Source organism: uncultured Marivita sp., assembly GCF_947488135.1.
Classification (GTDB): domain Bacteria; phylum Pseudomonadota; class Alphaproteobacteria; order Rhodobacterales; family Rhodobacteraceae; genus Marivita.
Genome location: NZ_CANKYW010000001.1, coordinates 1,359,463 through 1,382,624, shown reverse-complemented (window position 1 = coordinate 1,382,624; position 23,162 = coordinate 1,359,463). Strand labels below are relative to the sequence as shown.

The 23,162-nt window shown below is 62.5% G+C and carries 21 protein-coding genes; 11 read left to right on the top strand and 10 right to left on the bottom strand.

Features of this window, described 5'->3' with window-relative positions:
• The 5 genes from dxr to pyrH form a co-directional block, all read right to left on the bottom strand.
• A complete protein-coding gene (dxr, locus tag Q1B16_RS06905; RefSeq protein WP_299785839.1) occupies positions 1-1,173 on the bottom strand; it encodes a 1-deoxy-D-xylulose-5-phosphate reductoisomerase in 1,173 nt (390 codons plus the stop codon).
• Positions 1,170-1,958: a phosphatidate cytidylyltransferase gene (locus tag Q1B16_RS06900; RefSeq protein ID WP_299785837.1), complete on the bottom strand. Its 789-nt coding sequence runs from the start codon at positions 1,956-1,958 to the stop codon at positions 1,170-1,172. The genes dxr and Q1B16_RS06900 overlap by 4 nt, the downstream gene beginning before the upstream one ends.
• The gene (gene uppS / locus Q1B16_RS06895; RefSeq protein WP_299785835.1) at positions 1,955-2,686 is read right to left on the bottom strand and encodes a polyprenyl diphosphate synthase; all 732 of its coding nucleotides are present in this window, start codon (positions 2,684-2,686) and stop codon (positions 1,955-1,957) included. Before uppS ends, Q1B16_RS06900 begins: the two co-directional genes overlap by 4 nt.
• A gap of 27 nt (positions 2,687-2,713) precedes the next feature.
• On the bottom strand, positions 2,714-3,277 hold the full coding sequence (gene frr, locus Q1B16_RS06890) for a ribosome recycling factor (RefSeq protein WP_299785833.1): 564 nt from the start codon (positions 3,275-3,277) through the stop codon (positions 2,714-2,716).
• 116 nt (positions 3,278-3,393) lie between these two features.
• Positions 3,394-4,161 carry a UMP kinase gene (gene pyrH / locus Q1B16_RS06885; RefSeq protein ID WP_299785831.1) on the bottom strand — a complete coding sequence of 256 codons (768 nt, stop codon included), beginning with the start codon at positions 4,159-4,161 and terminating at the stop codon, positions 3,394-3,396.
• A 133-nt stretch (positions 4,162-4,294) separates the two neighbouring features.
• On the opposite strand from pyrH, the gene miaA reads away from it, so the two are divergent.
• The 5 genes from miaA (at position 4,295) to Q1B16_RS06860 (ending at position 11,627) form a co-directional block, all read left to right on the top strand.
• Entirely contained in the window at positions 4,295-5,191 is an 897-nt protein-coding gene (gene miaA / locus Q1B16_RS06880) for a tRNA (adenosine(37)-N6)-dimethylallyltransferase MiaA (RefSeq protein WP_299785829.1), read from the top strand.
• 211 nt (positions 5,192-5,402) lie between these two features.
• Positions 5,403-7,070 carry an ABC transporter substrate-binding protein gene (locus Q1B16_RS06875; RefSeq protein WP_299785827.1) on the top strand — a complete coding sequence of 556 codons (1,668 nt, stop codon included), beginning with the start codon at positions 5,403-5,405 and terminating at the stop codon, positions 7,068-7,070.
• 107 nt (positions 7,071-7,177) lie between these two features.
• Complete coding sequence (locus tag Q1B16_RS06870; RefSeq protein WP_299785825.1) at positions 7,178-8,233, top strand: ABC transporter permease; 1,056 nt, start codon at positions 7,178-7,180, stop codon at positions 8,231-8,233.
• 18 nt (positions 8,234-8,251) lie between these two features.
• A complete protein-coding gene (locus Q1B16_RS06865) occupies positions 8,252-9,445 on the top strand; it encodes an ABC transporter permease (RefSeq protein WP_299785823.1) in 1,194 nt (397 codons plus the stop codon).
• A gap of 97 nt (positions 9,446-9,542) precedes the next feature.
• Positions 9,543-11,627 (top strand): ABC transporter ATP-binding protein, encoded by a 2,085-nt coding sequence (locus Q1B16_RS06860; RefSeq protein ID WP_299785821.1) that lies wholly within the window; start codon positions 9,543-9,545, stop codon positions 11,625-11,627.
• A gap of 109 nt (positions 11,628-11,736) precedes the next feature.
• On the opposite strand, the gene Q1B16_RS06855 is transcribed toward Q1B16_RS06860, so the two are convergent.
• Together Q1B16_RS06855 and Q1B16_RS06850 are read right to left on the bottom strand one after the other, a co-directional pair.
• Positions 11,737-11,925 carry a hypothetical protein gene (locus Q1B16_RS06855; protein ID WP_299785819.1) on the bottom strand — a complete coding sequence of 63 codons (189 nt, stop codon included), beginning with the start codon at positions 11,923-11,925 and terminating at the stop codon, positions 11,737-11,739.
• Between the two features lie 242 nt (positions 11,926-12,167).
• Positions 12,168-12,734, bottom strand: coding sequence for a lytic transglycosylase domain-containing protein (locus Q1B16_RS06850; RefSeq protein WP_299786034.1), 567 nt, complete (start codon positions 12,732-12,734; stop codon positions 12,168-12,170).
• A gap of 264 nt (positions 12,735-12,998) precedes the next feature.
• Between Q1B16_RS06850 and ssb the strand changes: the two genes are divergently transcribed.
• Both ssb and Q1B16_RS06840 read left to right on the top strand, forming a co-directional pair.
• Positions 12,999-13,508 (top strand): single-stranded DNA-binding protein, encoded by a 510-nt coding sequence (gene ssb, locus Q1B16_RS06845; protein ID WP_299785817.1) that lies wholly within the window; start codon positions 12,999-13,001, stop codon positions 13,506-13,508.
• Between the two features lie 199 nt (positions 13,509-13,707).
• Positions 13,708-14,772, top strand: a complete 1,065-nt coding sequence (locus tag Q1B16_RS06840) for a site-2 protease family protein (protein ID WP_299785815.1) — start codon at positions 13,708-13,710, stop codon at positions 14,770-14,772.
• A gap of 34 nt (positions 14,773-14,806) precedes the next feature.
• On the opposite strand, the gene aroB is transcribed toward Q1B16_RS06840, so the two are convergent.
• Together aroB and Q1B16_RS06830 are read right to left on the bottom strand one after the other, a co-directional pair.
• A complete protein-coding gene (aroB, locus tag Q1B16_RS06835) occupies positions 14,807-15,919 on the bottom strand; it encodes a 3-dehydroquinate synthase (protein ID WP_299785813.1) in 1,113 nt (370 codons plus the stop codon).
• A complete protein-coding gene (locus Q1B16_RS06830; protein ID WP_299785812.1) occupies positions 15,916-16,476 on the bottom strand; it encodes a shikimate kinase in 561 nt (186 codons plus the stop codon). The genes aroB and Q1B16_RS06830 overlap by 4 nt, the downstream gene beginning before the upstream one ends.
• Positions 16,477-16,596: 120 nt before the next feature.
• On the opposite strand from Q1B16_RS06830, the gene Q1B16_RS06825 reads away from it, so the two are divergent.
• The 4 genes from Q1B16_RS06825 to Q1B16_RS06810 all read left to right on the top strand — a co-directional run bounded on the left by Q1B16_RS06825 (position 16,597) and on the right by Q1B16_RS06810 (position 20,600).
• Positions 16,597-16,746 carry a hypothetical protein gene (locus Q1B16_RS06825; RefSeq protein WP_299785810.1) on the top strand — a complete coding sequence of 50 codons (150 nt, stop codon included), beginning with the start codon at positions 16,597-16,599 and terminating at the stop codon, positions 16,744-16,746.
• The gene (locus Q1B16_RS06820) at positions 16,736-18,292 is read left to right on the top strand and encodes a hypothetical protein (RefSeq protein WP_299785808.1); all 1,557 of its coding nucleotides are present in this window, start codon (positions 16,736-16,738) and stop codon (positions 18,290-18,292) included. The genes Q1B16_RS06825 and Q1B16_RS06820 overlap by 11 nt, the downstream gene beginning before the upstream one ends.
• The gene (locus Q1B16_RS06815) at positions 18,289-19,215 is read left to right on the top strand and encodes a site-specific tyrosine recombinase XerD (RefSeq protein WP_299785806.1); all 927 of its coding nucleotides are present in this window, start codon (positions 18,289-18,291) and stop codon (positions 19,213-19,215) included. The genes Q1B16_RS06820 and Q1B16_RS06815 overlap by 4 nt, the downstream gene beginning before the upstream one ends.
• Positions 19,216-19,283: 68 nt before the next feature.
• Complete coding sequence (locus tag Q1B16_RS06810) at positions 19,284-20,600, top strand: HlyC/CorC family transporter (protein ID WP_299785804.1); 1,317 nt, start codon at positions 19,284-19,286, stop codon at positions 20,598-20,600.
• A 102-nt stretch (positions 20,601-20,702) separates the two neighbouring features.
• On the opposite strand, the gene Q1B16_RS06805 is transcribed toward Q1B16_RS06810, so the two are convergent.
• Complete coding sequence (locus Q1B16_RS06805; protein ID WP_299785802.1) at positions 20,703-23,117, bottom strand: FAD-dependent oxidoreductase; 2,415 nt, start codon at positions 23,115-23,117, stop codon at positions 20,703-20,705.
• Positions 23,118-23,162: the final 45 nt, after the last annotated feature.

The window sequence follows — 23,162 nt, the reverse complement described above, 5'->3', positions numbered from 1 at the left end:
TCAACCCTCTATTTCGGTTATGATTTCGTCGGCCCGTATGCGTGCCAGATGGTCTGCATTCATCACGTTATCAAGGGTAATGGCGGCATCAATATGACCCGGTTGGGCCGAAACTCTGGACAGCGCCTCTTCGACAACGACGGCAAGCTGTTGAAAGCCAATGCGTTTCGCGATGAACCCGTCCAGCGCGCGTTCCTTTGCGGCATTGAACACGGCCCCCGACAATCCACCCAGGGCCATGACCTCGCGCGCCAATCGCAGTGCGGGCCAGCGGGTTTCGTCGGCGTGTCGGAACGTGAGCTGCCCCAGCTTGACCAAATCGAGCCGTTCGACCGGCAGCGCCTTGCGGTCGGGATAATGCAGGGCAAAACCGATGGCATGCCGCATATCCGCCGGACCCACATGCGCCATCAGGGCACCGTCGCTAAAGCCCACGAGAGCATGAATCATCGACTCGGGATGGACCACGGCCTCGATTTTGTCAGCTGACAATCCGAAAAACTCTTTGGTTTCAATGAGCTCAAGTGCCTTGTTAAACATTGAGGCACTGTCGATCGTGATGCGTTGACCCATGTCCCAATTGGGATGCTGCGCGGCCTGCTCGGGCGTTGCCCTTACCAGATCCTCGAGCGGCCAATCGCGAAACGCGCCGCCCGATGCGGTGATTATCACACGCTCCACCGCGCTCAGGTCTTCGCCGATCAGGGCCTGAAACACGGCCGAGTGTTCGCTGTCCACAGGCAGGATCTGCGCACCGTGGGCTTTGGCTGTGGACAGCATCAGCGGCCCGGCGCAGACCATGCTTTCCTTGTTCGCAAGAGCAAGGCTCGCGCCCTGTTCCAGCGCTTTCAAACCGGGCGCCAGACCGGCTGAGCCGACGATTGCGGACATGACCCAATCGGCAGGTCGGCTTGCGGCTTCGACCAGGGCCTCTGCCCCGGCGGCGGCCTCGATCCCGCTGTTTCCCAGGGCCGCGCGCAGCTCTTCCAGCCGTGTCGGGTCGGCCGTGACCGCGATCTCGGCGTTGAAGCGGATGGCATCGGCGGCCAATTTCTGGATGTTCCGCTCGCCGGTGAGCGCCACCACCTTGTAGGCGTCGGGGTTGCGGCCGATCAGGTCGAGCGTGTTCTGGCCGATGGACCCGGTGGCACCGAAAACCGAAATGCGCCTCATTGCGTCCCCGGTGGAAATCCGACGAGTTGCCCTGCGATGACGATGAAGAGCGCCGCGCCAAGCATGCCGTCAAAGCGGTCGAGAAGCCCGCCATGCCCCGGGATCAGCCGCGAGCTGTCTTTCACCCCTGCCCGCCGCTTGATCGCGCTTTCGGCGATATCCCCGATCTGGCTGGCCATGCTGACGGCGATGCTGACCCCGATCAGGCCGAAGCCCGCGCGGGTCGAGCCCGCAAAAAGGATCGCCACCACCGCCGAAGCGGCCCACCCGGCGACCGTGCCCGACCATGTCTTCTTGGGGCTCACGCGCGGCCAAAGTTTGGGTCCGCCGATCAGACGGCCTGCGAAATACCCGGCGATGTCGGTGACGACCACCACCAGCAAGAGCCAGACCATCCAAGTCAGGCCGAAATCGTCGCGCAATGTCATGAGACCGTAACCGGCCATCAGGATCAGCGCGGTGAAGACCGCATAGGTCACGCCGCCGCGCTCCATCCGGCTCAGACCCAGCATCGAGGGCGTCATCAACAGCGGCAGGGCGAAAGAGGCGGGAATTTCGACAGCGACCATGGAGACAATCGCCGCCACCGCGCCCAGGATCAGGGGCGATTTCGACCGATCCGTGTCGAGCATGGTCACCAGTTCCCACACCATGAGCCCGACGATGATGGCGATCAGCCCGTGAAACCACAGCCCGCCGAGCCAGACACCCAGCGCGCCGATGCCCACCATGGCCACGGCTGAAGACAGCCGCGGAGCAAGGTCGTCCCACCTACCGGAGGTCATGCCATCACGGCTCCGAACCGGCGGTCACGGGTGCCAAAGCCCCCAACCACATCGCGGAACTCCGCAGCGGTGAAATCCGGCCAGAGCGTGTCGATGAACTCGTACTCCGCGTAGGCCGATTGCCACAGCAGGAAGTTCGAGATGCGGGCTTCCCCGCTGGTCCGTATCACAAGATCAGGATCAGGTAAAACGCATGTATCCAAATACTTTGGCAGCGTTTCTTCATCCACCGCCTCAGGATCAAGCTTGCCCGCGGCCACGTCCCGCGCCAAGCGCTTGGTCGCGCGCGCGACCTCGTCCCGGCCACCATAATTGATCGCGATGGTCAGGTTGACGGTCTGGCAATGCGCCGTCAGCGCCTCAAGTTCGTCCATCATCGACACGAGCTTCTTGTCGAGCCTGACGCGATCCCCGATGAAGCGGACGCAGACGTCATTCACCTTGAGCGCCTTGGCCTCGCGGGTAATGTAGCGCCGAAAGAGGTTCATGAGACCCGCCACTTCGGACTGGGTCCGCTTCCAATTCTCGGTCGAGAAGGCAAACACCGTCAGGTAGTCCACACCCAGATCCGGGCAGGCCTCGACAATTTCGCGCACGCGGCGCGCACCGGCCTGGTGTCCGAACAGGCGGGGCCGCCCACGCTGCGTGGCCCAGCGGCCATTGCCATCCATGATGATGGCGACATGGCGCGGTCCATCGTCTTTCGCTTTGGGCTGTGGTTTGGCCATTGTGACGGCGTCCTTCCTGCTGGGTCGTCAGACCTGCATGATCTCTTCCTGCTTCGTCTCCAAAGCGGCGTCGATTTTCTTGATGTAACCGTCCGTCAGTTCCTGAACCTCGTTCTCCCAGAACTTCTGGTCGTCTTCGGACAGGCCGTCGGCCTTGGCTTTCTTGATCTGATCCATGCCGTCGCGGCGGATGTTGCGCACCGACACGCGGGCGTGTTCGGCATATTGTCCGGCGACCTTGCCCAGCTCGCGGCGGCGTTCCTCGTTCAGCTCCGGAATGGGAAGCATAATGATGGTGCCGTTGAGCTGCGGATTGATGCCCAGACCGCTTTCGCGGATGGCCTTCTCGACCTTCCCCACAAGCCCCTTGTCCCAGACGTTGACGGTGACCATGCGCGGCTCGGGTACGTTGACGGTGCCGACCTGGTTGATCGGGGTCAGGCTTCCGTAGGCGTCCACCATCACCGGCTCCAGCATCGAGGCGCTGGCCCGTCCGGTGCGCAGGGACGCGAATTCCGTTCGCAGGTTCGCCATGGCGCCGTCCATGCGGCGCGTAAGATCATCGGTGTCGAGAATGAAGTCGTCTGCCATGTGGCCCTCAAGAGCGATTTTTTCTGATTTAATTGCGTTTCTAGGCGACAGTTGGGCGAAAGTATAGCGTCTTGCGCCACAACTGCACCTGCGGTCAGCGTTCTGTGACGGATTGGTCAGGCGGCCTCGCCCGACCCTGACTTTGCGCTGTTGCCATGCACCTTGGTGTAGGTGCCTTTGCCAGCGAGGATGCCGCGGAACCCACCCGGTTCGTCCAGCGGGAAGACGATGATCGGCAGGTTGTTGTCGCGCGCTAGCGCGATGGCCGAGGCGTCCATGACCTTGAGGTTCTTTTGCAGCACCTCGTCATAGGTAACGGCATCGTAGCGCTTGGCGTCGGGATTGGTCTTGGGATCCTTGTCGTAAATCCCGTCGACGCCATTTTTGCCCATGAAAATCGCTTCACAGTTCATTTCATTGGCGCGAAGGGCTGCGGCGGTGTCGGTGGTGAAATAGGGGTTGCCGGTGCCACCCGCAAAGACGCAGACGCGCTTTTTCTCGAGGTGGCGAACAGCGCGACGGCGTATATAGGGCTCGGCCACCTCGTCCATGCGGATGGCCGAGATCACGCGGGTGAAAACCCCCTGCTCTTCCAGCGCGGATTGCATGGCCAGCGCGTTCATCACCGTGGCGAGCATCCCCATGTAATCGGCGGTTGTCCGTTCCATCCCCTGCGCGCTGCCTTGGAGGCCGCGAAACACGTTGCCGCCACCGATGACCATGCAAATCTCGACGCCGAGGTCATGCACCGAACGAACCTCCTGCGCGATGCGCTGCACGGTTGGCGGGTGCAGACCGAACCCTTGATCGCCCATCAGCGCCTCGCCCGATATCTTGAGCATCACGCGTTTGTATTTCGGATGGGGGGTATTGCTGTCCGCCATATTGCGCTCCGTTCGAACGAGGGTCTAAAGTTGCGCGCAAAGTGTAGGAAAACCGTCACCGGGGCAAGGCGAAGTCACGCCCCACACAAAACATGCCGAAACATATGACGGCAGGGATGAGGACAGATCAGGCGTGGCAGGCGGCATTTCAGATCAGATCGCAACGCTCGATCCGCAAACGCCCGTTCTGATCGCGGGGCCTACGGCCAGTGGCAAATCCGAACTGGCGCTGCGCATTGCTGAGACGCAAGGCGGTGTGGTGATCAATGCCGATGCGATCCAGGTCTATTCGGATTGGCGCGTTTTGACCGCCCGTTCATCGCAAGAAGACGAAGCGCGCGCGCCCCACGCGCTCTACGGGCATGTCGCGGGGCACGTGCCCTATTCGGTGGGCGATTGGCTGCGCGATGTGTCTCCTCTGCTGACGGGCGATACGCGGCCGATCATTGTCGGTGGAACGGGGCTGTATTTCACGGCGCTCACGGAAGGGCTCGCCGATATTCCTGCAACGCCGGACGCCATTCGCCAAATCGCGATGGCGCGGATCGCGGAAGACGGGCATGACGCCCTGACTGCGGAACTCGATGCCGCAACGCGCGAGCGCATCGACACCGCGAACCCGATGCGGGTGCAACGCGCGTGGGAGGTGCTTCAGACCACCGGCAAAGGGCTTGCTCTTTGGCAGGACGACACCGATCCGCCGCTCCTGCCGCTGTCTCGAACGGCGGCCTTTGTCATCAACGCGGACAAGGACTGGCTGACCCCTCGGATCGAAACACGGTTCGACAAGATGCTGGAGTTGGGTGCGTTGGACGAAGCCCGTGCCAATCGCGACGGCTGGTCGCCCAACCTGCCTTCGGCCAAGGCCATCGGGGCGGCGGAGTTGATGGCGGTGCTCGACGGGACGATGACGCTCGACCAAGCACGGACGCGCGCGGTGATCCTGACACGGCAATTCGCCAAACGCCAGCGCACCTGGTTTCGGGCGCGGATGCGACGCTGGACACAGCTTGACGCAAGGGCACTGTGAAAATCACAAGCGATCATCTTCAAGCGGTTGCATGTCAGTGTCGCTTTGAGACATGGTAAGTGTCGCAATCTGACCTCAAAAGGTCTAGTCTGACGATTGACGGTAGCGCGGCGATCAGGCGCTATACGATCAAGAACAATACGCGCCCCGCGATCGACATTCGGCGACCGCATAAAAAGCGCGAATACAAACGTGTCACAGGGAGAAACAGATGACGCACACCACTCCGCAACCCAGACAGCATCCGGCGGCCACGCTCTATGCCGAGGAATACAAAGCCGGTCTCATGGACCGTCGCGAATTCCTGACACGGACCACCGGACTGGGTCTGACGGCCGCTGCCGCCTATGGCATGATCGGCCTGCCCCAACCCGCTTTGGCGCAGACGGCCAACATCCAGGATGGCGGCACGCTTCGCATTCAAACGCTTGTGAAGGCGATGAAAGACCCTCGCGCGTATGACTGGTCGGAAATCGGAAACCAGTCGCGCGGCTTTCTTGAATACCTCGTCGAATACCAGCGCGACGGATCGTTCCGCGGCATGCTGCTGGAAAGCTGGGAGGTCAGCGACGACGCCAAGACCTACACGCTCAACGTGCGTCCCGGTGTGACCTGGAACAATGGCGACGCCTTCACCGCCGAGGACGTGGCGCGCAACATCACCGGCTGGTGCGATTCCGCGATGGAGGGCAATTCGATGTCCGCCCGCATGGGTGGCCTGATCGACACCAACACCGGACAGGTTCGCGACGGTGCCATCGAGGTGGTGGACGATCTGACCGTGCGTCTGAACCTGTCGGCCCCCGACATCGCGATCATCGCGAATATGTCGGACTACCCGGCGGCGATCGTGCATTCCAGCTATGACGGCGGCGATGTGTACGAGCACGGCATCGGCACTGGCCCGTTCCGCCCCGTGTCCATCGAAGTCGGCGTCAAGGCGGTGATCGAACGCGCGACCGACCACACGTGGTGGGGCACCGAGGTGTTCGGCGGGCCGTATCTCGACCGGATCGAATTCATCGACTACGGCACCGACCCGGCTTCTTGGCTGGCAGCGGCTGAGTCGGGTGAGGTCGACCTGCTCTATGAATCGGTCGGTGACTTCATCGACATCCTGGATGCGATCGGCTGGGCCAAGACCGAAACCGTCACGGCGGCGACGCTGGTGCACCGTTTCAACCAGCAGACCGAAGTCGATGGCCGCGTGCCCTATGCCGACCGTAACGTGCGCAAGGCGCTGGCGATGATGGTCGACAACAATGTCTGCCTCGAGCTGGGCTATAACGGGCGCGGCCAGGTGGCCGAGAACCACCATGTCTGTCCGATCCACCCGGCCTATGCCGATATCGGCCCGGCCCCCTTCGATCCGGCGGCCGGCAAGGCGATGCTCGACGAGACCGAGTTCGCGGATTACGAGCACGAGCTGATCACGCTGGACGACGATTGGGAACGCAACACCGGCGCATCGGTCCGCGCGCAGATCGCGGATGCGGGTGTCAACATCAAGCACACGGTTCTGCCCGGATCGACCTTCTGGAACGACTGGACCAAGTTCCCGTTCAGCGCGACCACGTGGAACCACCGCCCGCTCGAGGTGCAGGTTCTGTCGCTGGCCTATCGGTCGGGCGAGGCCTGGAACGAAAGCGCCTATGCGAACCCCGAGTTCGACGCACTGATGGCCGACGCGCTGTCCATCGCCGATGCCGATGCCCGGCGCGAGGTGATGGCCAAGGTGGAACAGACCCTGCGCGACGATGGCGTGATGATCCAACCGTTCTGGCGGTCGCTCTACAATCACCACAACGGCAACGTGGTGAACGCAGAGAAACACCCGTCGCACGAGTTCCATCTCTACAAGTTCGGCTTCGCGGCCTGATTTGCGAAAGCGGCTCCGCCCCCTGTATTTGCACGGGGGCGGAGGCCTGACGCGACTCCACGCTCTGCGCGCCCTTGCGCGGACATGACGAGGGAGACCCACCCGACATGGCTCTGTTCCTGCTCCGGCGTATCGGGACGATGCTTCTCACCGCGCTGTGCCTGACATTCATCGTCTTCTGGCTGACGAACCTGTCGCCCAACCTTGAAAAACTGGCCAAGAACCAGGGCAACGTCCGGATGACGGACGAACAGGTGGCGAGCTTTCTGCAAGACCGCGGCTATTCGCAGCCCCTGCCCCTGAAATATGCCCAATGGCTGGGCGTCGCCCCCGGTTGGGTGATCGAAGGGCGGGACGGCACCACCCGGTCGCGCTGCAACGGAGTTCTTGAAGATGGCACCATTCCCGAGGACGGGCGAAGCTTTTGCGGCGTACTTCAGGGCGACTGGGGTCAATCGACGGTGTTTCAGGACAATGTCGGCTCCATCATCGCGACGCGGCTTGGGCTGACCGGCAAGCTGATGTTCTGGGTCATGATGGTCATGGTGCCCGGCGCGCTGATCATCGGCGTCCTGGCCGGGATGCGCGAGGGAAGCCGCACGGATCGGTCGCTCTCCACCGTGTCGATCATCACGACCGCGACGCCGGAATACGTGTCGGGCGTGGTCTTCATCGCCGTTTTCGCCTCGACCGCGTTCGGACTGCGCTGGTTCAACGGGTCAGCCACCAGCGCGATGGAGGACGCCACGTTTGAAAACTTCACCCTGCCGGTCATCACCATCGCGCTTTACGGCATGGGCTATATCGCCCGCATGACCCGCGCGTCGATGGCCGAGGTCATGACCGCGCAATACATCCGCACCGCCCGGCTCAAGGGCGTGAGTTTCCCAAACATCGTCATGAAACACGCCCTGCGCAACGCCCTGATCGCGCCCTTCACTGTGATCATGCTGCAATTCCCGTGGCTCTTGAACGGGGTCGTGATCGTCGAGACGCTCTTCAACTACAAGGGCTTCGGCTGGACGCTGGTGCAGGCCGCAGGGAACAACGACATCGAGCTTCTGCTGGGTGTGTCGGTCGTCTCCGTCTTCGTCGTGCTGGTGACGCAGCTCATATCCGACATCGGGTATGTCTACCTCAACCCACGCATCAGCGTGTCCTGAGCGGAAAGGATAAGCATCATGGAACCGCTCAGCTGGTTTGACATCATCACCCGCGTTCTGATCCAGTTCACACCTGTCTGGATTGCACTGGTCATCCTGTTCTCGGTGTCCGTCGTCTACAAGCGGCGGCTGGGGCTGTATGGCAAGCTGTTCGACTCGACCATCGGCATGGTGGGCTTCGCGCTTGTCATGTTCTGGGTCTTCACAGGCATCTTCGGAGCTTTCGACCTGATCGTCACCCATGACCCGCTGGCGCAGGTGTCGAGCATGAAGAACAAGCCGCCGGGCACGCCGATCCTGGGCGCGGAGGACGGTCAATATCCGTATTATCTCTTCGGCGGAGACAACCTCGCCCGCGACGTGTTCAGCCGTATGGTCAAGGGCGCCTGGGTGGTGGTTCAGATCGCGCCCCTGGCCACGCTGTTTGCCTTCATGGTCGGCATCACGCTGGGCCTGCCTGCGGGATATTACGGCGGCAAGCTGGACACCTTCCTGAGCTTTCTGGCCAATCTCATCCTCGCCTTCCCGGTGATCCTGCTCTTCTACCTGCTGGTCACGCCGGAAATCGTGGACACGGGTATTCCGAATTACATGGCGATGGTGCTCTTCATCTTCCCGATCATCTTCGTCGCGGTGCTGCTCAATTCGCGCTACCGGACCCAACCGAAGGTGCGCACGCCGATGCTGATCATCGTGTTGGGGGTCATGGGATGGCTTTACCTGTCGCTCGTGTCGCAGCCGGGAACGGCGATCACGGTGCTGCCTGACGGAGTGGATCTGTTCAACCTGCAAGGCGGGATCCTCGTTGTCTTCGTATCCGTGGTCTTCGTCAATTCGCCGACGGTGTTCCGGATCGTGCGCGGGCTGGCGATGGACATCAAGACCCGCGACTATGTGGCCGCCGCGCAGACGCGGGGCGAGCGACCGTGGTACATCATGCTGTGGGAGATCCTGCCCAACGCGCGCGGGCCGCTGATCGTCGATTTCTGCCTGCGCATCGGGTATACGACGATCCTCCTGGGCACATTAGGCTTCTTCGGCCTTGGCCTGCCGCCGGAAAGCCCGGACTGGGGCACCACGATCAATGACGGTCGCCGGTTGTTGCAGATCTACCTACACCCCGCCATCGTTCCGGCCTTCGCGCTTCTGAGCATGGTCTTGGGGCTGAACCTGCTGGCCGATGGTCTGCGCGAGGAATCGTTGCGCGATTGATGACATGCGGGACCGGGGGCCAGCCCCCGGACCCCCGGAGTTTGTTTGGCAAGATGAAGAGGGACATCCGTCCCCAACTCCGACAGGGAGAGACAGGATGAAAGACAGCTACGACGGACCGATCCTCGAGATCGACACGCTTTCGATCTCGTTCTTCACGCGGCTGCGGGAGATCCCGGCGGTGATGGATTTCTCGGTCAAGGTGATGCCGGGAGAGGCTGTCGGATTGGTGGGCGAGTCGGGCTGTGGCAAGTCCACCGTTGCGTTGGGGGTAATGCAGGATCTGGGCAAGAACGGCCGCATCGTCGGCGGGTCGATCAAGTTCAAGGGGCGCGATCTGGGCGAGATGAGCCAGGAAGAGCTGCGCAAGATTCGCGGCTCCGAGATCGCCATGATCTATCAGGAGCCGATGGCGTCTTTGAACCCGGCGATGAAGATCGGCAAGCAATTGATGGAAGTGCCGATGATCCATCGCGGGTCGTCCGAGAAAGAGGCTTATGCGCGCGCGCTTCAGGTCGTCACCGATGTGAAGCTCCCCGATCCCGCGCGTATTCTGGATGCCTACCCACACCAGCTTTCGGGCGGCCAGCAGCAACGCATCGTCATCGCGATGGCCCTGATGGCAGAGCCGTCGCTGCTCATTCTGGATGAGCCGACCACGGCATTGGACGTCACGGTGGAAGCGGCGGTCGTCGAACTGGTCAAGGAACTGGGTGAGAAATACGGCACCTCCATGCTGTTCATCAGCCACAACCTCGGCCTCGTGCTCGAGACCTGCGACCGGATTTGCGTCATGTATTCCGGCGAGGCGGTGGAGCGTGGGTCGATCGAGGACGTGTTCGACGAGATGCAGCACCCCTATACACAAGCGCTGTTCCGGTCGATCCCCCTGCCCGGCGCAGACAAGAACGCGCGTCCCCTGCGCGCCATTCCGGGCAACTTTCCGTTGCCACACGAACGCCCCCAGGGCTGCAATTTCGGGCCGCGCTGCGATTACTTCCAGCCCGGGCGCTGCGATGCGGGCCACATTTACATGCAGGACGTGCCCGGCAACGAACGGCACGCGACGCGCTGCCTGCGGTTTCAGGAGATCGACTGGCAGGCCCCGATGGAAGGCGGCATGACCACCGACAAGCCCGAGCCCGGGCGCGTTGTTCTCAAGATGGAGAACCTCAAGAAATACTACGAGGTGGCGGCCAACGCGCTCTTCGGCAAGCGCGGCGACACCAAGGTGGTCAAGGCCAATGAAACGCTGAGTTTCGAGGCGCGCGAGAGCGAGACGCTTGCCATCGTGGGCGAATCCGGCTGCGGCAAATCCACCTTCGCCAAGGTTCTGATGGGGCTGGAGACCGCGACGGACGGTCAAATCCTGCTGGACAACCGCAATATCGAAGCCACCCCGATTGAGGCGCGCGACACCCAGACCATCGCGGATATCCAGATGGTGTTCCAGAACCCGTTCGACACGCTCAACCCGTCGATGACCGTGGGTCGGCAGATCATCCGTGCGCTCGAGGTGTTCGGCATCGGGAACAGCGATAGCGAACGGCGCGAACGGATGCTGCAACTGCTCGATTTGGTGAAGCTGCCGCGTGAATTCGCCGGTCGGATGCCGCGACAATTGTCAGGTGGGCAGAAACAGCGCGTCGGCATCGCGCGGGCCTTCGCGGGCAATGCCCGGATCGTGGTGGCGGATGAACCTGTCTCGGCACTGGACGTGTCGGTGCAGGCGGCTGTGACCGACCTGCTGATGGAGATCCAGCGCGAGCAGAAAACCACACTTCTGTTCATCAGCCATGACCTGAGCATCGTGCGCTATCTCTCGGATCGGGTCATGGTCATGTATCTGGGCCACGTGGTCGAGTTGGGCACGACCGAAGAGGTCTTTGCACCGCCGTACCACCCCTATACCGAAGCGCTGTTGTCGGCGGTGCCAATAGCGGACACGCGCGTGAAGAAGAAGAGTATCGTTCTTGAAGGAGATATCCCGTCGGCGATGAACCCGCCACCCGGCTGCCCGTTCCAGACGCGGTGCCGTTGGAAATCGGAAGTGCCCGGCAACCTCTGCGAAACCGAGGTTCCGCCGATGCGCGACGTGGCGGGGGGGCATCAAATCAAATGCCACCTGACAGATGAACAGCTTGCGACAATGGAGCCCGTGATTCAGATTGCGGCGGAGTAAGGGGCGCTGGATGCAAGGCGCGTCATTGCGCGCACAATTCACACTGGCTGGGGAATAGATAAGTGAGACCGGCAGATCCGCCGACCTCAACCCACTGATCAGTCTCCCATCAATTCGTCAGAAAATCCCGCGCCGTCAGAACTGTTTCTGCGGTTGCGTTCACCACGGCTTCATTGCTGTCGGCCATCGCTCCATAAGTCAGTACGGCCATACCGACGATCGCTGCGGTAAGGACCACCCAGTCGACCGTGACTGCGCCGTCTTCGTCCCCGCGAAAGCGATTGATGAAATCAAACATGTTACTCTCCATTCTCCTGACACCGGTCGACATGCCCCGTATAGCGGGCCCCATCGGCACGATCTCGGTACACTTCCCCAATTTCATGGGACCACGTGAGGGGAAAATTGGGCGCGGATTTGACAAAATCCGAGCGAAGTTCGCTTCAATCTTGCGAAAAATATGGCAACGACGAAAGGCAAGCCGCGAGGCACCGCGACCGTGCCCCCACAGAGTCTCGCGCCTATGCGGAGACGGTCGCTTCAGCGACCCCAGATCTTTTTGACGTAATTGCGGGTTTCGTGGAACGGCGGGATGCCCTTGTGCTTTTCCACTGCGCCCGGCCCTGCATTATATGCGGCAAGCGCCAGGGGCCACTGGCCGAATTTGTGGAACTGTTCCTTGAGATAACGCGCGCCACCATCGAGGTTCTGTGCCGGATCGTTTGGATTGACCCGCAGGTATTGCGCGGTGCCGGGCATCAACTGGGCCAAGCCGATTGCGCCCTTGTGCGAGCGGGCGTTCGGGTTGAAATTCGATTCCTGTTGGACAAGCCGCAGGAACAGGTCTTCGGGAATTCCATGCCTGCGCGCCGCATCCCGCGCCATGCCGGCATATTCGCCCGTGTAGCGCCCGCGATATTTCGGAACCGGGCCGTCGGCGCCGGCATCGCCCCACTTGGTCGGGGTAACGACCTTTGGCGGCTGCAATCGTACGGAGCTTTTGTATTGTTGCGCCGCTCGCGAATCCAGAACCTTGGTTTTGCTGGAAAAAAGCGCCACGCGGCTTTTCGAGGACAGCACCTCGGCACTCACTGACCCTGCACTCATCGCGGCAACGACACCCAGAACCGCGACAAATCTCCGACCTGTTGTTCGCATGAACGCTCACACCTCATGTTGAGATTTTCAGAGGTTATAGTCCGGTTTTTCCTGTCACACCAGCCTTGGGTGACTACGAATTGTTAACCACAAGCTGATGGAATGCGCCTCAGCACCCTTGGGCATTAGCCGTTGGCAATCCGGCAAAGCACTGGTGTAGTGTCACCGAAACGGCGTTTCACGTCAGGGATTCGAAAAAAGAACGGGGGAACCATGGCCGGTTCAGTCAACAAGGTCATCATCGTCGGCAATCTGGGCCGCGATCCGGAAGTGCGGACATTTCAGAACGGCGGGAAGGTCTGCAATTTGCGGATCGCCACATCCGAGAACTGGAAAGACCGCAATACAGGCGAACGCAAGGAGCGGACGGAATGGCACAGCGTGGCCATCTTTTCGGAACCACTGGCAAGAATTGCCGAACAGTATCTGAAAAAGGGCTCGAAGGTTTATATCGAAGGCCAGCTCGAGACGCGCAAGTGGCAGGACCAATCCGGTCAGGACCGGTATTCGACCGAGGTCGTGCTGCGCCCCTACAAAGGAGAGCTGACCCTGCTCGACAGCCGTGATGGCGGCGGTGGCAGCGGCTATGGCGGTGGTGGCAGCAGCGGCACCGACTACGGTGGCGATTACGGCGGCGGCAACGACTACGGCGGTTCCAGCGGTGGCGGTGGTGGCCCGGCGCGTGCGCCCGCCCGGGATATCGACGACGAAATCCCGTTCTGAGGGTCGTCTGTTTCGAGACCTCTGCGGCGTCCTTCGCGACGCCGTTTTCGTGTTTCGGGCCGGGCTCCTTGGACCGGTATCGTGCCCATTCCAGAATGCGCAAGAAACAGTGCGATTGCGCTGATCGTCGCGGACCCGTGGCACCGCGCGCAACTTTGCTTATCTATACAGCAACCACTTGCGACTGGATGGAGGTCACATGACCTGGTCATTTCCGCTGGGCCGTCTCTTCGGCTCCGAACTACGCGTTCACGCCACCTTTTTTCTGCTGCTGGCCTGGGTGGCGGCGGCGGCCTATGCGGAGGGCGGCGCGCAGGCGGCGTTGACGAACACACTCTTCATTCTCGCGCTGTTCGCCTGCGTGATCGCGCATGAATACGGTCACGCGCTGATGGCGCGCCGCTATGGCATTCCCACGCCGGATATCACCCTTTTGCCCATCGGCGGCATGGCCCGGATGGAACGGATGCCCGAAAAGCCTGCGCAAGAGATCGCCGTGGCGCTGGCTGGTCCGGCGGTGAACGTGGTGATCTGGGGCGTGCTGATCGCGTTCGGAGCCTCCACCGAAATGGGCGCATTGGCCGAACCGGGCAGTACGGCAGACTTCCTTGGTCGGCTTGCGGCGGTCAATCTGTTTCTCGCGCTGTTCAACCTGATCCCGGCCTTCCCGATGGATGGAGGCCGTGTCCTGCGCGCGGCCTTGTCGGCTTATCTGCCCCGTGTCCGGGCCACGCGGATCGCGGCGACAGCGGGCCAGATCGCGGCGTTTCTGTTCGGTTTCGCCGGTCTTGCATCGGGAAACCTGATCCTTCTGCTGATCGCGGTGTTCGTCTTTTTGGCCGCGCAGGCCGAATCCACCGATGTCGCCACGCGGGACACTGCGCAGGACCTCGTCGTACGCGATGCGGTGATCACGTCGTTCGAAAGCCTGACGCCATCCGATCCGATGCATGTCGCGGGCCAGAGCCTGATCCGCACCACGCAACACGAATTTCCGGTGCTGGACGCGGATGGCAGGCTCCAAGGCTTCCTGACCCGGCAAGCACTGTTCAAGGCAATGGCCGAGGGGCACAACACCAAACCGGTGTCCGAGGCGATGGACACCGATATCCCGAGCCTTCCGCTATCGGCGCCGCTGGAGCAAGCCTTGGACGCCTTGGCCGACGCCCCGGCGGTTGCGGCAACGGATTCGGGCGGGCGTGTGCTGGGATATATCACGCGCGAGAATATCGGAGAGGTGATGATCCTACGTGGGCGGCGATAACGTGCTTTAACCTGTAGCAGATTATTGCGTCAAATCAACGCCCTGCAAGCTGATCCTGAAGTAGAGCGTGAACGACATCCACGGGAACGTCAGAGGTGACGAACGCCTCACCGATCCCACGCGCGAGGATGAACCGCAACTGCCCATCCACGACCTTTTTGTCCTGCCCCATCAGGTCCAGAAGTCGCTGCGCATCGGGCAGGTCTCCATCGATATCTGCGAGCGTGACCTTCATGCCCATGCGGTTGAGCATCTCGCGCACGCGGCTGGGGACTTCCTGCGAACACAGGCCAAGCCGCGCCGACAGCTCGAACGCCAGGGCACAGCCGATCGCCACCCCTTCGCCGTGCAGCAACCGGTCGGAATACCCGGTGGCCGCCTCGAGCGCGTGACAGAAGGTGTGACCAAGGTTCAGAAGCGCACGGTCGCCTTGTTCGGTCTCGTCACGCACGACGATCTCGGCTTTCATCTCGACCGAGCGTTTGACGGCATGGGCCAAGGCGTCGGGGTCGCGAGCGGTGATCCGGTCGGCGTTCTGGTCCTGCCAGTCAAAGAAGGCGGCATCGCCCAACAGCCCGTATTTGACCACCTCTCCGTAGCCCGCGAGAAAATCGCGAACCGGCAAGGAGTTCAGAACCGAAATATCCGCCAGAACCAATGCGGGTTGGTGGAACGCACCAATCAGGTTCTTGCCCTGCGGTGCGTTGATGCCGGTCTTGCCGCCCACCGAACTGTCCACCTGCGCCAGAAGCGAGGTCGGGATCTGAACGAAGCGGACACCGCGCCGCAACACGGCGGCGGCGAAGCCCACAAGGTCTCCGATCACACCGCCGCCAAGGGCGATGACGACATCACGGCGCTCGATCTTCTGCTCCAGCAGCCATTCCACCGTGCGCTCGAATTGCGGCCAGCCTTTGGTCGCTTCCCCGGCCGGCAGGGTCAGGCTGACAGACGAAATCCCTTCGGCCGCCAGCGCGGATTCCAACGCGGGCAAGTGAAGACCGGCGACATGCGCGTCCGTCACGATCGCCACCCGCGGGCGCGCCAGCAACGGCGCGATCTCGGCCCCGGCGCGGGTCAGAAGGTCTGGTCCGATACGCACATCGTAGGCCCGTCCCTCCAGGGGAACGTGGACGGTTTCGATCATTCCTGCACCTCCAGCACATCTGGCCGTGTCTTGAGAACATCGACCACCCGCAATGCCATATCGTCGATGGACAGGCCGGGTTCGGACTTCACGCTCAGATCCGCCTTGGCATAGACCGGCACGCGCTCTTCATAGAGCCGCCGCAACGCGCCCAGCGGATCGGGCACCCGCAGCAGCGGACGCGTGTCCTTGTGTTTCACACGGCTCCACAGCAGGCCGAGATCGGCATTCAGCCAGACCGCAACACCGTGTTTCGAGATAATCTCGCGGTTCTCGGGCGCCATGTAGGCCCCGCCTCCAGTGGACAGCACGCCGCGCTCTTTTTCGAGCAGGCGCGAGATCACCTGGCGTTCCTTCACGCGGAAAAACGGCTCTCCGTCGCGTTCGAAAATCTCGGGGATGGTCATGTTCGCGGCTTTTTCGATCTCGGCGTCCGAATCAAGAAACGGCGCGTGCAACATCGCGGCTAGGGCCTTGCCCACAGCGGTTTTCCCGGCGCCCATCATGCCGATCAGAACCACCGTTTTTTTCAATCTTGCCTGCATTGTCCTCGACATAGCCCTTGTATCTCGGCCAAGTGCCGCCAATTTTTTGACAACGGTGGTTGAATGACGTGATCTTGTGCAAAAGGCCAGTTATAACTTGGAAAAAATCACCGAGGCAGGGCAAGGGTCTTCATGGGGCGCATCGTAAAATGGCTGATCTATCTGGTTATCATCGGCGCTTTGGCGCTGATCGCCTATGCCTATGTCGGGCCGTTTTTCGGCGCTGATTTCTCGCCACCGCAAACGGAAGTCAGACAACCTGTGACGCTGGATGCAGATTAAACCGTTCGTCCTGATCTCCGCCTGTATGGCGCTGCCGCTTGCGGCGCAGGAACAACCCCTGTCCGCCATCGATTGGCTGGCCGTTCAGCGCAACGCGCCGCCGGTCATCAGCACGCCCGTGCCCACGCCGGACACCCCGGTTGCCGAAAGCGCGACGGTGCCGAACGTAGAAGTGCAGCCGCTGGATGCACCGACCGTCGGCGGGGTCGGCCTGTTGCCAGGTTCGATCACCGGACTGCCCGCGACCCTCTGGACGGGAAGCCGCACGGCGGACCTGATCGGCATGCTCGACGAGATGGCGCTGCGCGGGCCGTCGGTGCCAGCGCTGGATTCGCTTCTGCACACGCTGCTCCTGGCCGAGGCCGAGACACCGTCGCTCAACCAGGGCGAAGCGTTCCTGACCAAACGGATCGAGGTTCTGTATCACCACGGTCTCGTTGCCCCGGCCGAAGCGCTGCTGGAACGGGCCGGAGACCTGACGCCCGAGCTTTTCGCGTTGGCCTTCGATCTTGCGCTTCTGACCGGCTCTGACGAGGCGCTGTGCCAGGTGCTGGACGCGCGCCCCAACCTGAGCACCGATCTGGCGACCCGCATCTGGTGTGCGACGCGCAGCGGAGATTTCCCGCGAGCCATGACTGTTTATCAGACAGGCACGACGCTGGGGCAATTGTCGGATCTCGACACCGAACTCCTGCTGCGGTTTCTCGATCCGGAATACACCGAGACAACCTCCCCGCTGCGCCCACCGGTTCGCCCGACGCCGCTGCAATTCCGCCTGTTCGAAGCCATCGGGGAAGCCTTGCCGACCGCCCCTCTGCCCTTGCCCTTTGCCGTGGTGGAGCTGACCGGCGATTCCGGCTGGCGCGCGCAATTGCAGGCCGCTGAACGTCTGGCCCGCGCCGGGGCGCTCGACGGCAACCAGCTTCTGGGCGTCTATACCGAACAGACGCGCGCCGCCTCGGGTGGGATCTGGGATCGGGTCGAAGCCTTGCAGCGGTTCGAAACCGCGCTGACGACGGGTGATCCGGGGGCGATTTCCTCGTCCCTGCAAACGGTCTGGCCGCAGATGCGCAGTGCGGGTCTGTTGGTGCCGTTCTCCAATCTCTTCGCGGCGCAACTGCGCGGCCTTCCCCTGTCCGACCGCGCACAGGAAATCGCCGATATCGCCGGGCTGCTGTCGGATAGCTACGAAGACGCGGCCCGCGCTTTGGCCGAAAGCACCGATCCTGAAATGACATTCCTCGCGGCCATAGCACTTGGGCAACGTCCGACCAGGCCCGCTCCGGACCTGCCCCATTCCGAGGCTCTGGCCGCCGCATGGGCGGGCCCGGCCAGCGCACCCGAGGATCTTGCCGGTCTGCCGGGACAAAACCGCTTGGGTGAGGCGCTTTTGCAGGCGATCCAGCGGTTTGAATCCGGGTCCAACGGCAATGACGGGGACGTGACGGCGGCGTTGCATGCGCTGCGGGCCTTCGGCCTCGAAGACACCGCCCGCCGCGCCGCGTTGCAGTTGGCGATCCTCGACATGGAAGGCGCGCGCAGATGAGCGACCGACACTGGATCGCCGCCTTTCTGGATGCGCAGGCCGCCGAACGCGGGGCCGCGACGAATACGCAACTGGCCTATGCCCGTGATCTTGCCGATTTCACCGATTGGCTTGCGGACAAAGGCGCGTCACTCCCTGATGCGCAGAAAGCGGATGTCGAAGCATACCTGATCCATTGCGACGCGCAGGGGCTGGCGAAATCCACCCGTGCGCGGCGGTTGTCGGCGATCAAGCAATTGTACAGGTTCTGCTTCGAAGAAGGCTTCCGCGCCGACAATCCGGCGGTTCAGATCAGCGGCCCGGGACGCGACAAGCGCCTGCCCAAGACCCTGTCGACCGAAGAGGTGGACCGCCTGCTCGATGCCGCGACCGCGCATGGACGCACGCAGGCCGACAAGGAACGCAACACCTGCCTCATGCAATTGCTCTACGCCACGGGCATGCGGGTGAGCGAACTGGTCTCGCTGCCGTTGTCGTCGGCCAAGGGCGATCCGCGCATGTTGCTGATCCGCGGCAAAGGCGGCAAGGAACGGATGGTGCCCCTATCCCCACCGGCGCGCGCGGCCCTTCGGGTCTGGCTCAAGACGCGCGAGGCGATGGAAGACGCGGCCCGCGCGGACGGAAAACCGGCATCGACGTTCCTCTTTCCGTCGCGCGGCAAATCGGGCCATCTGACCCGCCACGCCTTCTATGTGCTGATCAAGGATCTGGCGGTCGAAGGCGGCGTGTCGCCCTCCAAGGTGACACCCCACACGTTGCGGCACGCCTTCGCGACGCATCTTCTGGCCAATGGCGCCGACCTGCGCGCGATCCAGACCTTTCTGGGGCACGCCGACGTGTCCACCACGGAAATTTACACCCATGTTCTCGAAGAGCGCCTGAAAGAGCTGGTGCTGGATCACCACCCGATGGCGCGGGACTGAGCCACGGCCCTTGAACGTGCGGGGCCATGACCCCATAACCCTCACAGAATTTCAAAACGTTGGACCTCATGGACACCGCATCGACCGCGGCGGATGCCGCTTTCTGGATCACCTCAGCCGCCATTCTCGGATTGCTGGTTCTGTCCGCCTTCTTCAGCGGATCGGAAACCGCGCTCACGGCGGCTTCGCGCGGCAAGCTGCGCTCGATGGCGGACCGGGGATCGAAAGGCGCGGACCGGGCGCTTTTGATTACCGAGGACAACGAACGCCTGATCGGGTCGGTCCTTCTGGGCAACAACCTCGTCAACATCCTGGCCACATCGCTGGCCACCGCGCTTTTCACCCGGGCCTTCGGGGAATCCGGTGTGGCTTTGGCGACCTTGGTGATGACGGTGCTCGTTCTCGTCTTCGCCGAGGTGCTGCCCAAGACCTACGCCATCACCAACGCCGAAACCGCCGCCAGCCGGGTGTCGCCTGTGATCCAACTGGTCATCACGGTATTCTCGCCCGTCGTGGGCGCGGTGCGAATGCTGGTGCGCGGTGTGCTCAGCGTCTTCGGTGTCAAGACCGACCCCGACAGCCACATCCTTGCCGTGCGCGAAGAAATCGCGGGCGCACTGCAACTGGGCCATTCCGAAGGCGTGGTCGAAAAGGAAGACCGGGACCGCATCCTCGGCGCGCTCGACCTGAGCGAACGCACGGTCGAAGAGATCATGCTGCACCGTTCCGGGATCGAGATGATCGACGCCGACAACGATCCGCAGGACATCCTCAAGCAATGCCTTGAATCGAACCATACCCGCCTGCCCGTCTTCCGCGGCGATCCGGAGAACATCATCGGCGTGGTCCACGCGAAAGACCTGTTCCGCGCGATGTACCAGTTCATGCAGGAAAGCGACAAACCGGCCGACGCGATGAGCAGCTTCAAATTCGCCGACGTTGCGATGAAGCCGTATTTCATCCCGGAAAGCACATCGCTCGACGACCAGATGCGCCAGTTCCTGCGCCGCCGCACGCATTTCGCGCTGGTGGTGGATGAATACGGCGCGCTTCAGGGACTGATCACGCTCGAGGATATCCTCGAAGAGATCGTGGGCGAGATCACCGACGAATTCGACCCCGACGGAGATCACCCGATCAAGGCGGACGAAGACGGCAATTACTGGATCGACGGAGCCATGACGATCCGCGACGTCAACCGCGAACTCGACTGGACGCTGCCGGACGAGGAAGCCAACACCGTTGCGGGGCTGGTCATTCACGAGGCGCAGATGATCCCGACTATCGGCCAGTGCTTCAGCTTCCACGGGTTCCGTTTCGAGGTCGTCGCCCGCGACAACAACCGCATCACCGCGCTCAAGATCCGGCCGCTGGCGCCCGAGTGATCCCGGGCGAGCCAAAATGCGTTGACGCATTTTGGCGGTTCCGTTGACGGAACCCCCGGGGCGCTGCCCCGGACCCCGAGATATTTTTCGCCCAAAGAAGCCTCAAGCGCGGAGGCGCGTCCCGTCTGGATCGAAGGGTGGCCGGTCAAGGACCGTCGCGCGGTGCGGGCGGCCCAGCACCATCACCTCGACCGTATCGCCCGGTGCTGCGTCCTTGAGGAACGCCAGCGCCAGCGATTGCTCCACGTGGTAGCCATAGGCGCCCGAGCTGACGCGTCCGATGCCCTTGCCGTCCCTGAACACCGGCTCACCCCCGGTCGCGTCGGCGTTGGAGGCGTCGGTGTCCTCGGCATTCAAAGCCAGGAGAACCATCCGCTCCCGCGGCGGTTTCGCCATGTTGGCCAGTGCCGCATCGCGGTTGAGGTAGTCCTTGTCGCCGCGGCACAGCCGGTCGAGCCCGCATTCCTGCGGCCAGTATTCGGGGCTGTATTCGCGCCCCCAGGACCCGTAGCCTTTTTCGAGCCGCAGACTCATCAGGGCGCGGCTTCCGACGGGCAGCGCTCCGACTTCTTTGCCTGCCTCGACGAGCGCGGTGTAGAGCTTTGACTGATCCTCGTCCCGGCAGTGCAGTTCCCAGCCCAGATCACCTGTGAACGACACCCGCAGCGCCATCGCCTGCACGCCCGCAATGTCGATCATCGCGGAGCGCATGAAGGGCCAGTTGGCGGTGTCGAGCGAGGAGTTGGTCAGCCGTTGCAACAGCGCGCGGCTTTGCGGGCCAGCGACATTGAAGCCACACCACGAGGTGGTCAGCGACTGGAATGTCGTGCCGTCTGGCAAAGGCACCGCGTCATAGAACCGTTTCTGGTAGCGTTCCGCCATGCCGGAGCTGATGATCCAGAAGTCTTCCTTGGCCAGCCGTGTCACCGTCGCATCGCCCGCGATCCCACCGCGTTTACCGATCAGCGGTGTCAGGCAGGACCGCCCCACCTCGCGCGGCATCCGGTTGGCGAAGACAGCGTTCAACCAGTCCTCGGCCCCCGGCCCCGTGACACGGTATTTGGCGAAGTTCGAGATGTCGATGATCCCTGCCCGGTCGCGCAGGGTGCGGGCCTCTTGGCCCACCACATCCCACCACGGCTGGCGCGTGAAGCCCGTGCTGTCGGGCACGTCCTTGGAGAAGTAAAGCGGGTGTTCCCAGCCGTAGTTCAGGCCGAAGACCGCGCCCATGTCCTTTTGCTGCTCAAAGATGGGTCGCGTGCGCACGGGCCGACCTGCGGCGCGTTCCTCGCCGGGGAAGTGGATCTTGAAGCGATGCGCGTATTGGTCGCCCACCCGTGCCTTGGTGAATTTGGCATCTGCCCAATCGCCGAACCGCGCCACGTCCCAGGCGAACATGTCGTATTGCATCTCGCCGTCGATGATCCATTGCGCCACCATGAGGCCCATGCCGCCCGACTGGCTGAACCCCGGAATGATACCATTGCAACAGAAATAACCGGGCTTTTCGGGGATCGGACCCAGCAGCACGTTGCTGTCGGGCGACCAGATCATCGGGCCGTTGATGACCCGCTTGATCCCGGCGGTGCCCACGGCGGGCACCCGGTCGATGGCACGCATCATGTTGTCCTCGATCCGTTCCAGATCGTCGGCGAAGAGCTCGTGGCCGAAGCCCTGCGGCGTGCCGTCCTCGGCCCAGAAACGGACGTCTTTCTCGTAGGCGCCCACCAGCAGGCCCTTGCCCTCTTGCCGCAGGTAATATTCGCCGTCCCGATCCGCGACAGACGGCAGGCGACGGTCCAGAGCGGCGATCTCGGGGATGGTTTCGGTCACGAAATACTGGTGTTCGGTCGGCAGGAGCGGAAGTGTGATCCCCGCCAGCGCGGCGACTTCGCGGCCCCAGAGACCGGCGGCGTTGACCACCCACTCGGTGCGGATGTCGCCCTTGGGCGTGCGCACGATCCAGGTGCCGTCGGGCTGCTGTTCGGTCGCCGTCACCGGCGTGAAGCGGTGGATTTCCGCCCCCCGCGTCCGTGCACCCGCAGCATAGGCCGCCGTCACGCCGGAAGGGTCCACGTTGCCGCCGTCCGGTTCGTACATGATGCAGCGGATGCCGTCGAAATTGACCAGCGGGTGCAGGGCCTCGGCTTCGGAGCGCGAAACCTCGTGGAAGTTCATGCCATACAGCTTCGCCTTGGCCGCTTGCAGGCGCAACTGGTGTTCGCGTGCTTCGGTCTGGGCGAGGTATAGCGAGCCGGGCTGGAACACGCCGCAGCTTTGACCGGTTTCGGCCTCCAACTCTTTATAAAGACCCATCGTGTAGTGCTGCAATCGGCTGATATTGGTGCTGTCATGCAAGCCGTGGATATTCGCCGCTGCGTGCCACGTGCTTCCAGAGGTAAGTTCATCCCGTTCCAGCAGGACAACGTCGGCCCAGCCCAATTTTACCAAATGGTATAGAATCGAACAGCCGATGACACCGCCGCCGATCACGACGGCCTGGGCGTGGGTTTTCATGCGAGTCACTCCGATGGTCTTCCCCCACCCTTCGCGGGGCCACCG

Coding starts and splice junctions, on each gene's coding strand:
- Q1B16_RS06830 (WP_299785812.1), bottom strand. CDS start 16,476: ATGTCGAGGACAATGCAGGCAAGATTGAAAAAAACGGTGGTTCTGATC.
- frr (WP_299785833.1), bottom strand. CDS start 3,277: ATGGCAGACGACTTCATTCTCGACACCGATGATCTTACGCGCCGCATG.
- Q1B16_RS06855 (WP_299785819.1), bottom strand. CDS start 11,925: ATGTTTGATTTCATCAATCGCTTTCGCGGGGACGAAGACGGCGCAGTC.
- aroB (WP_299785813.1), bottom strand. CDS start 15,919: ATGATCGAAACCGTCCACGTTCCCCTGGAGGGACGGGCCTACGATGTG.
- Q1B16_RS06820 (WP_299785808.1), top strand. CDS start 16,736: ATGCAGATTAAACCGTTCGTCCTGATCTCCGCCTGTATGGCGCTGCCG.
- Q1B16_RS06865 (WP_299785823.1), top strand. CDS start 8,252: ATGGAACCGCTCAGCTGGTTTGACATCATCACCCGCGTTCTGATCCAG.
- Q1B16_RS06850 (WP_299786034.1), bottom strand. CDS start 12,734: ATGAGTGCAGGGTCAGTGAGTGCCGAGGTGCTGTCCTCGAAAAGCCGC.
- Q1B16_RS06815 (WP_299785806.1), top strand. CDS start 18,289: ATGAGCGACCGACACTGGATCGCCGCCTTTCTGGATGCGCAGGCCGCC.
- pyrH (WP_299785831.1), bottom strand. CDS start 4,161: ATGGCGGACAGCAATACCCCCCATCCGAAATACAAACGCGTGATGCTC.
- Q1B16_RS06810 (WP_299785804.1), top strand. CDS start 19,284: ATGGACACCGCATCGACCGCGGCGGATGCCGCTTTCTGGATCACCTCA.
- dxr (WP_299785839.1), bottom strand. CDS start 1,173: ATGAGGCGCATTTCGGTTTTCGGTGCCACCGGGTCCATCGGCCAGAAC.
- Q1B16_RS06860 (WP_299785821.1), top strand. CDS start 9,543: ATGAAAGACAGCTACGACGGACCGATCCTCGAGATCGACACGCTTTCG.
- Q1B16_RS06825 (WP_299785810.1), top strand. CDS start 16,597: ATGGGGCGCATCGTAAAATGGCTGATCTATCTGGTTATCATCGGCGCT.
- Q1B16_RS06900 (WP_299785837.1), bottom strand. CDS start 1,958: ATGACCTCCGGTAGGTGGGACGACCTTGCTCCGCGGCTGTCTTCAGCC.
- ssb (WP_299785817.1), top strand. CDS start 12,999: ATGGCCGGTTCAGTCAACAAGGTCATCATCGTCGGCAATCTGGGCCGC.
- Q1B16_RS06870 (WP_299785825.1), top strand. CDS start 7,178: ATGGCTCTGTTCCTGCTCCGGCGTATCGGGACGATGCTTCTCACCGCG.
- uppS (WP_299785835.1), bottom strand. CDS start 2,686: ATGGCCAAACCACAGCCCAAAGCGAAAGACGATGGACCGCGCCATGTC.
- Q1B16_RS06805 (WP_299785802.1), bottom strand. CDS start 23,117: ATGAAAACCCACGCCCAGGCCGTCGTGATCGGCGGCGGTGTCATCGGC.
- Q1B16_RS06840 (WP_299785815.1), top strand. CDS start 13,708: ATGACCTGGTCATTTCCGCTGGGCCGTCTCTTCGGCTCCGAACTACGC.
- Q1B16_RS06875 (WP_299785827.1), top strand. CDS start 5,403: ATGACGCACACCACTCCGCAACCCAGACAGCATCCGGCGGCCACGCTC.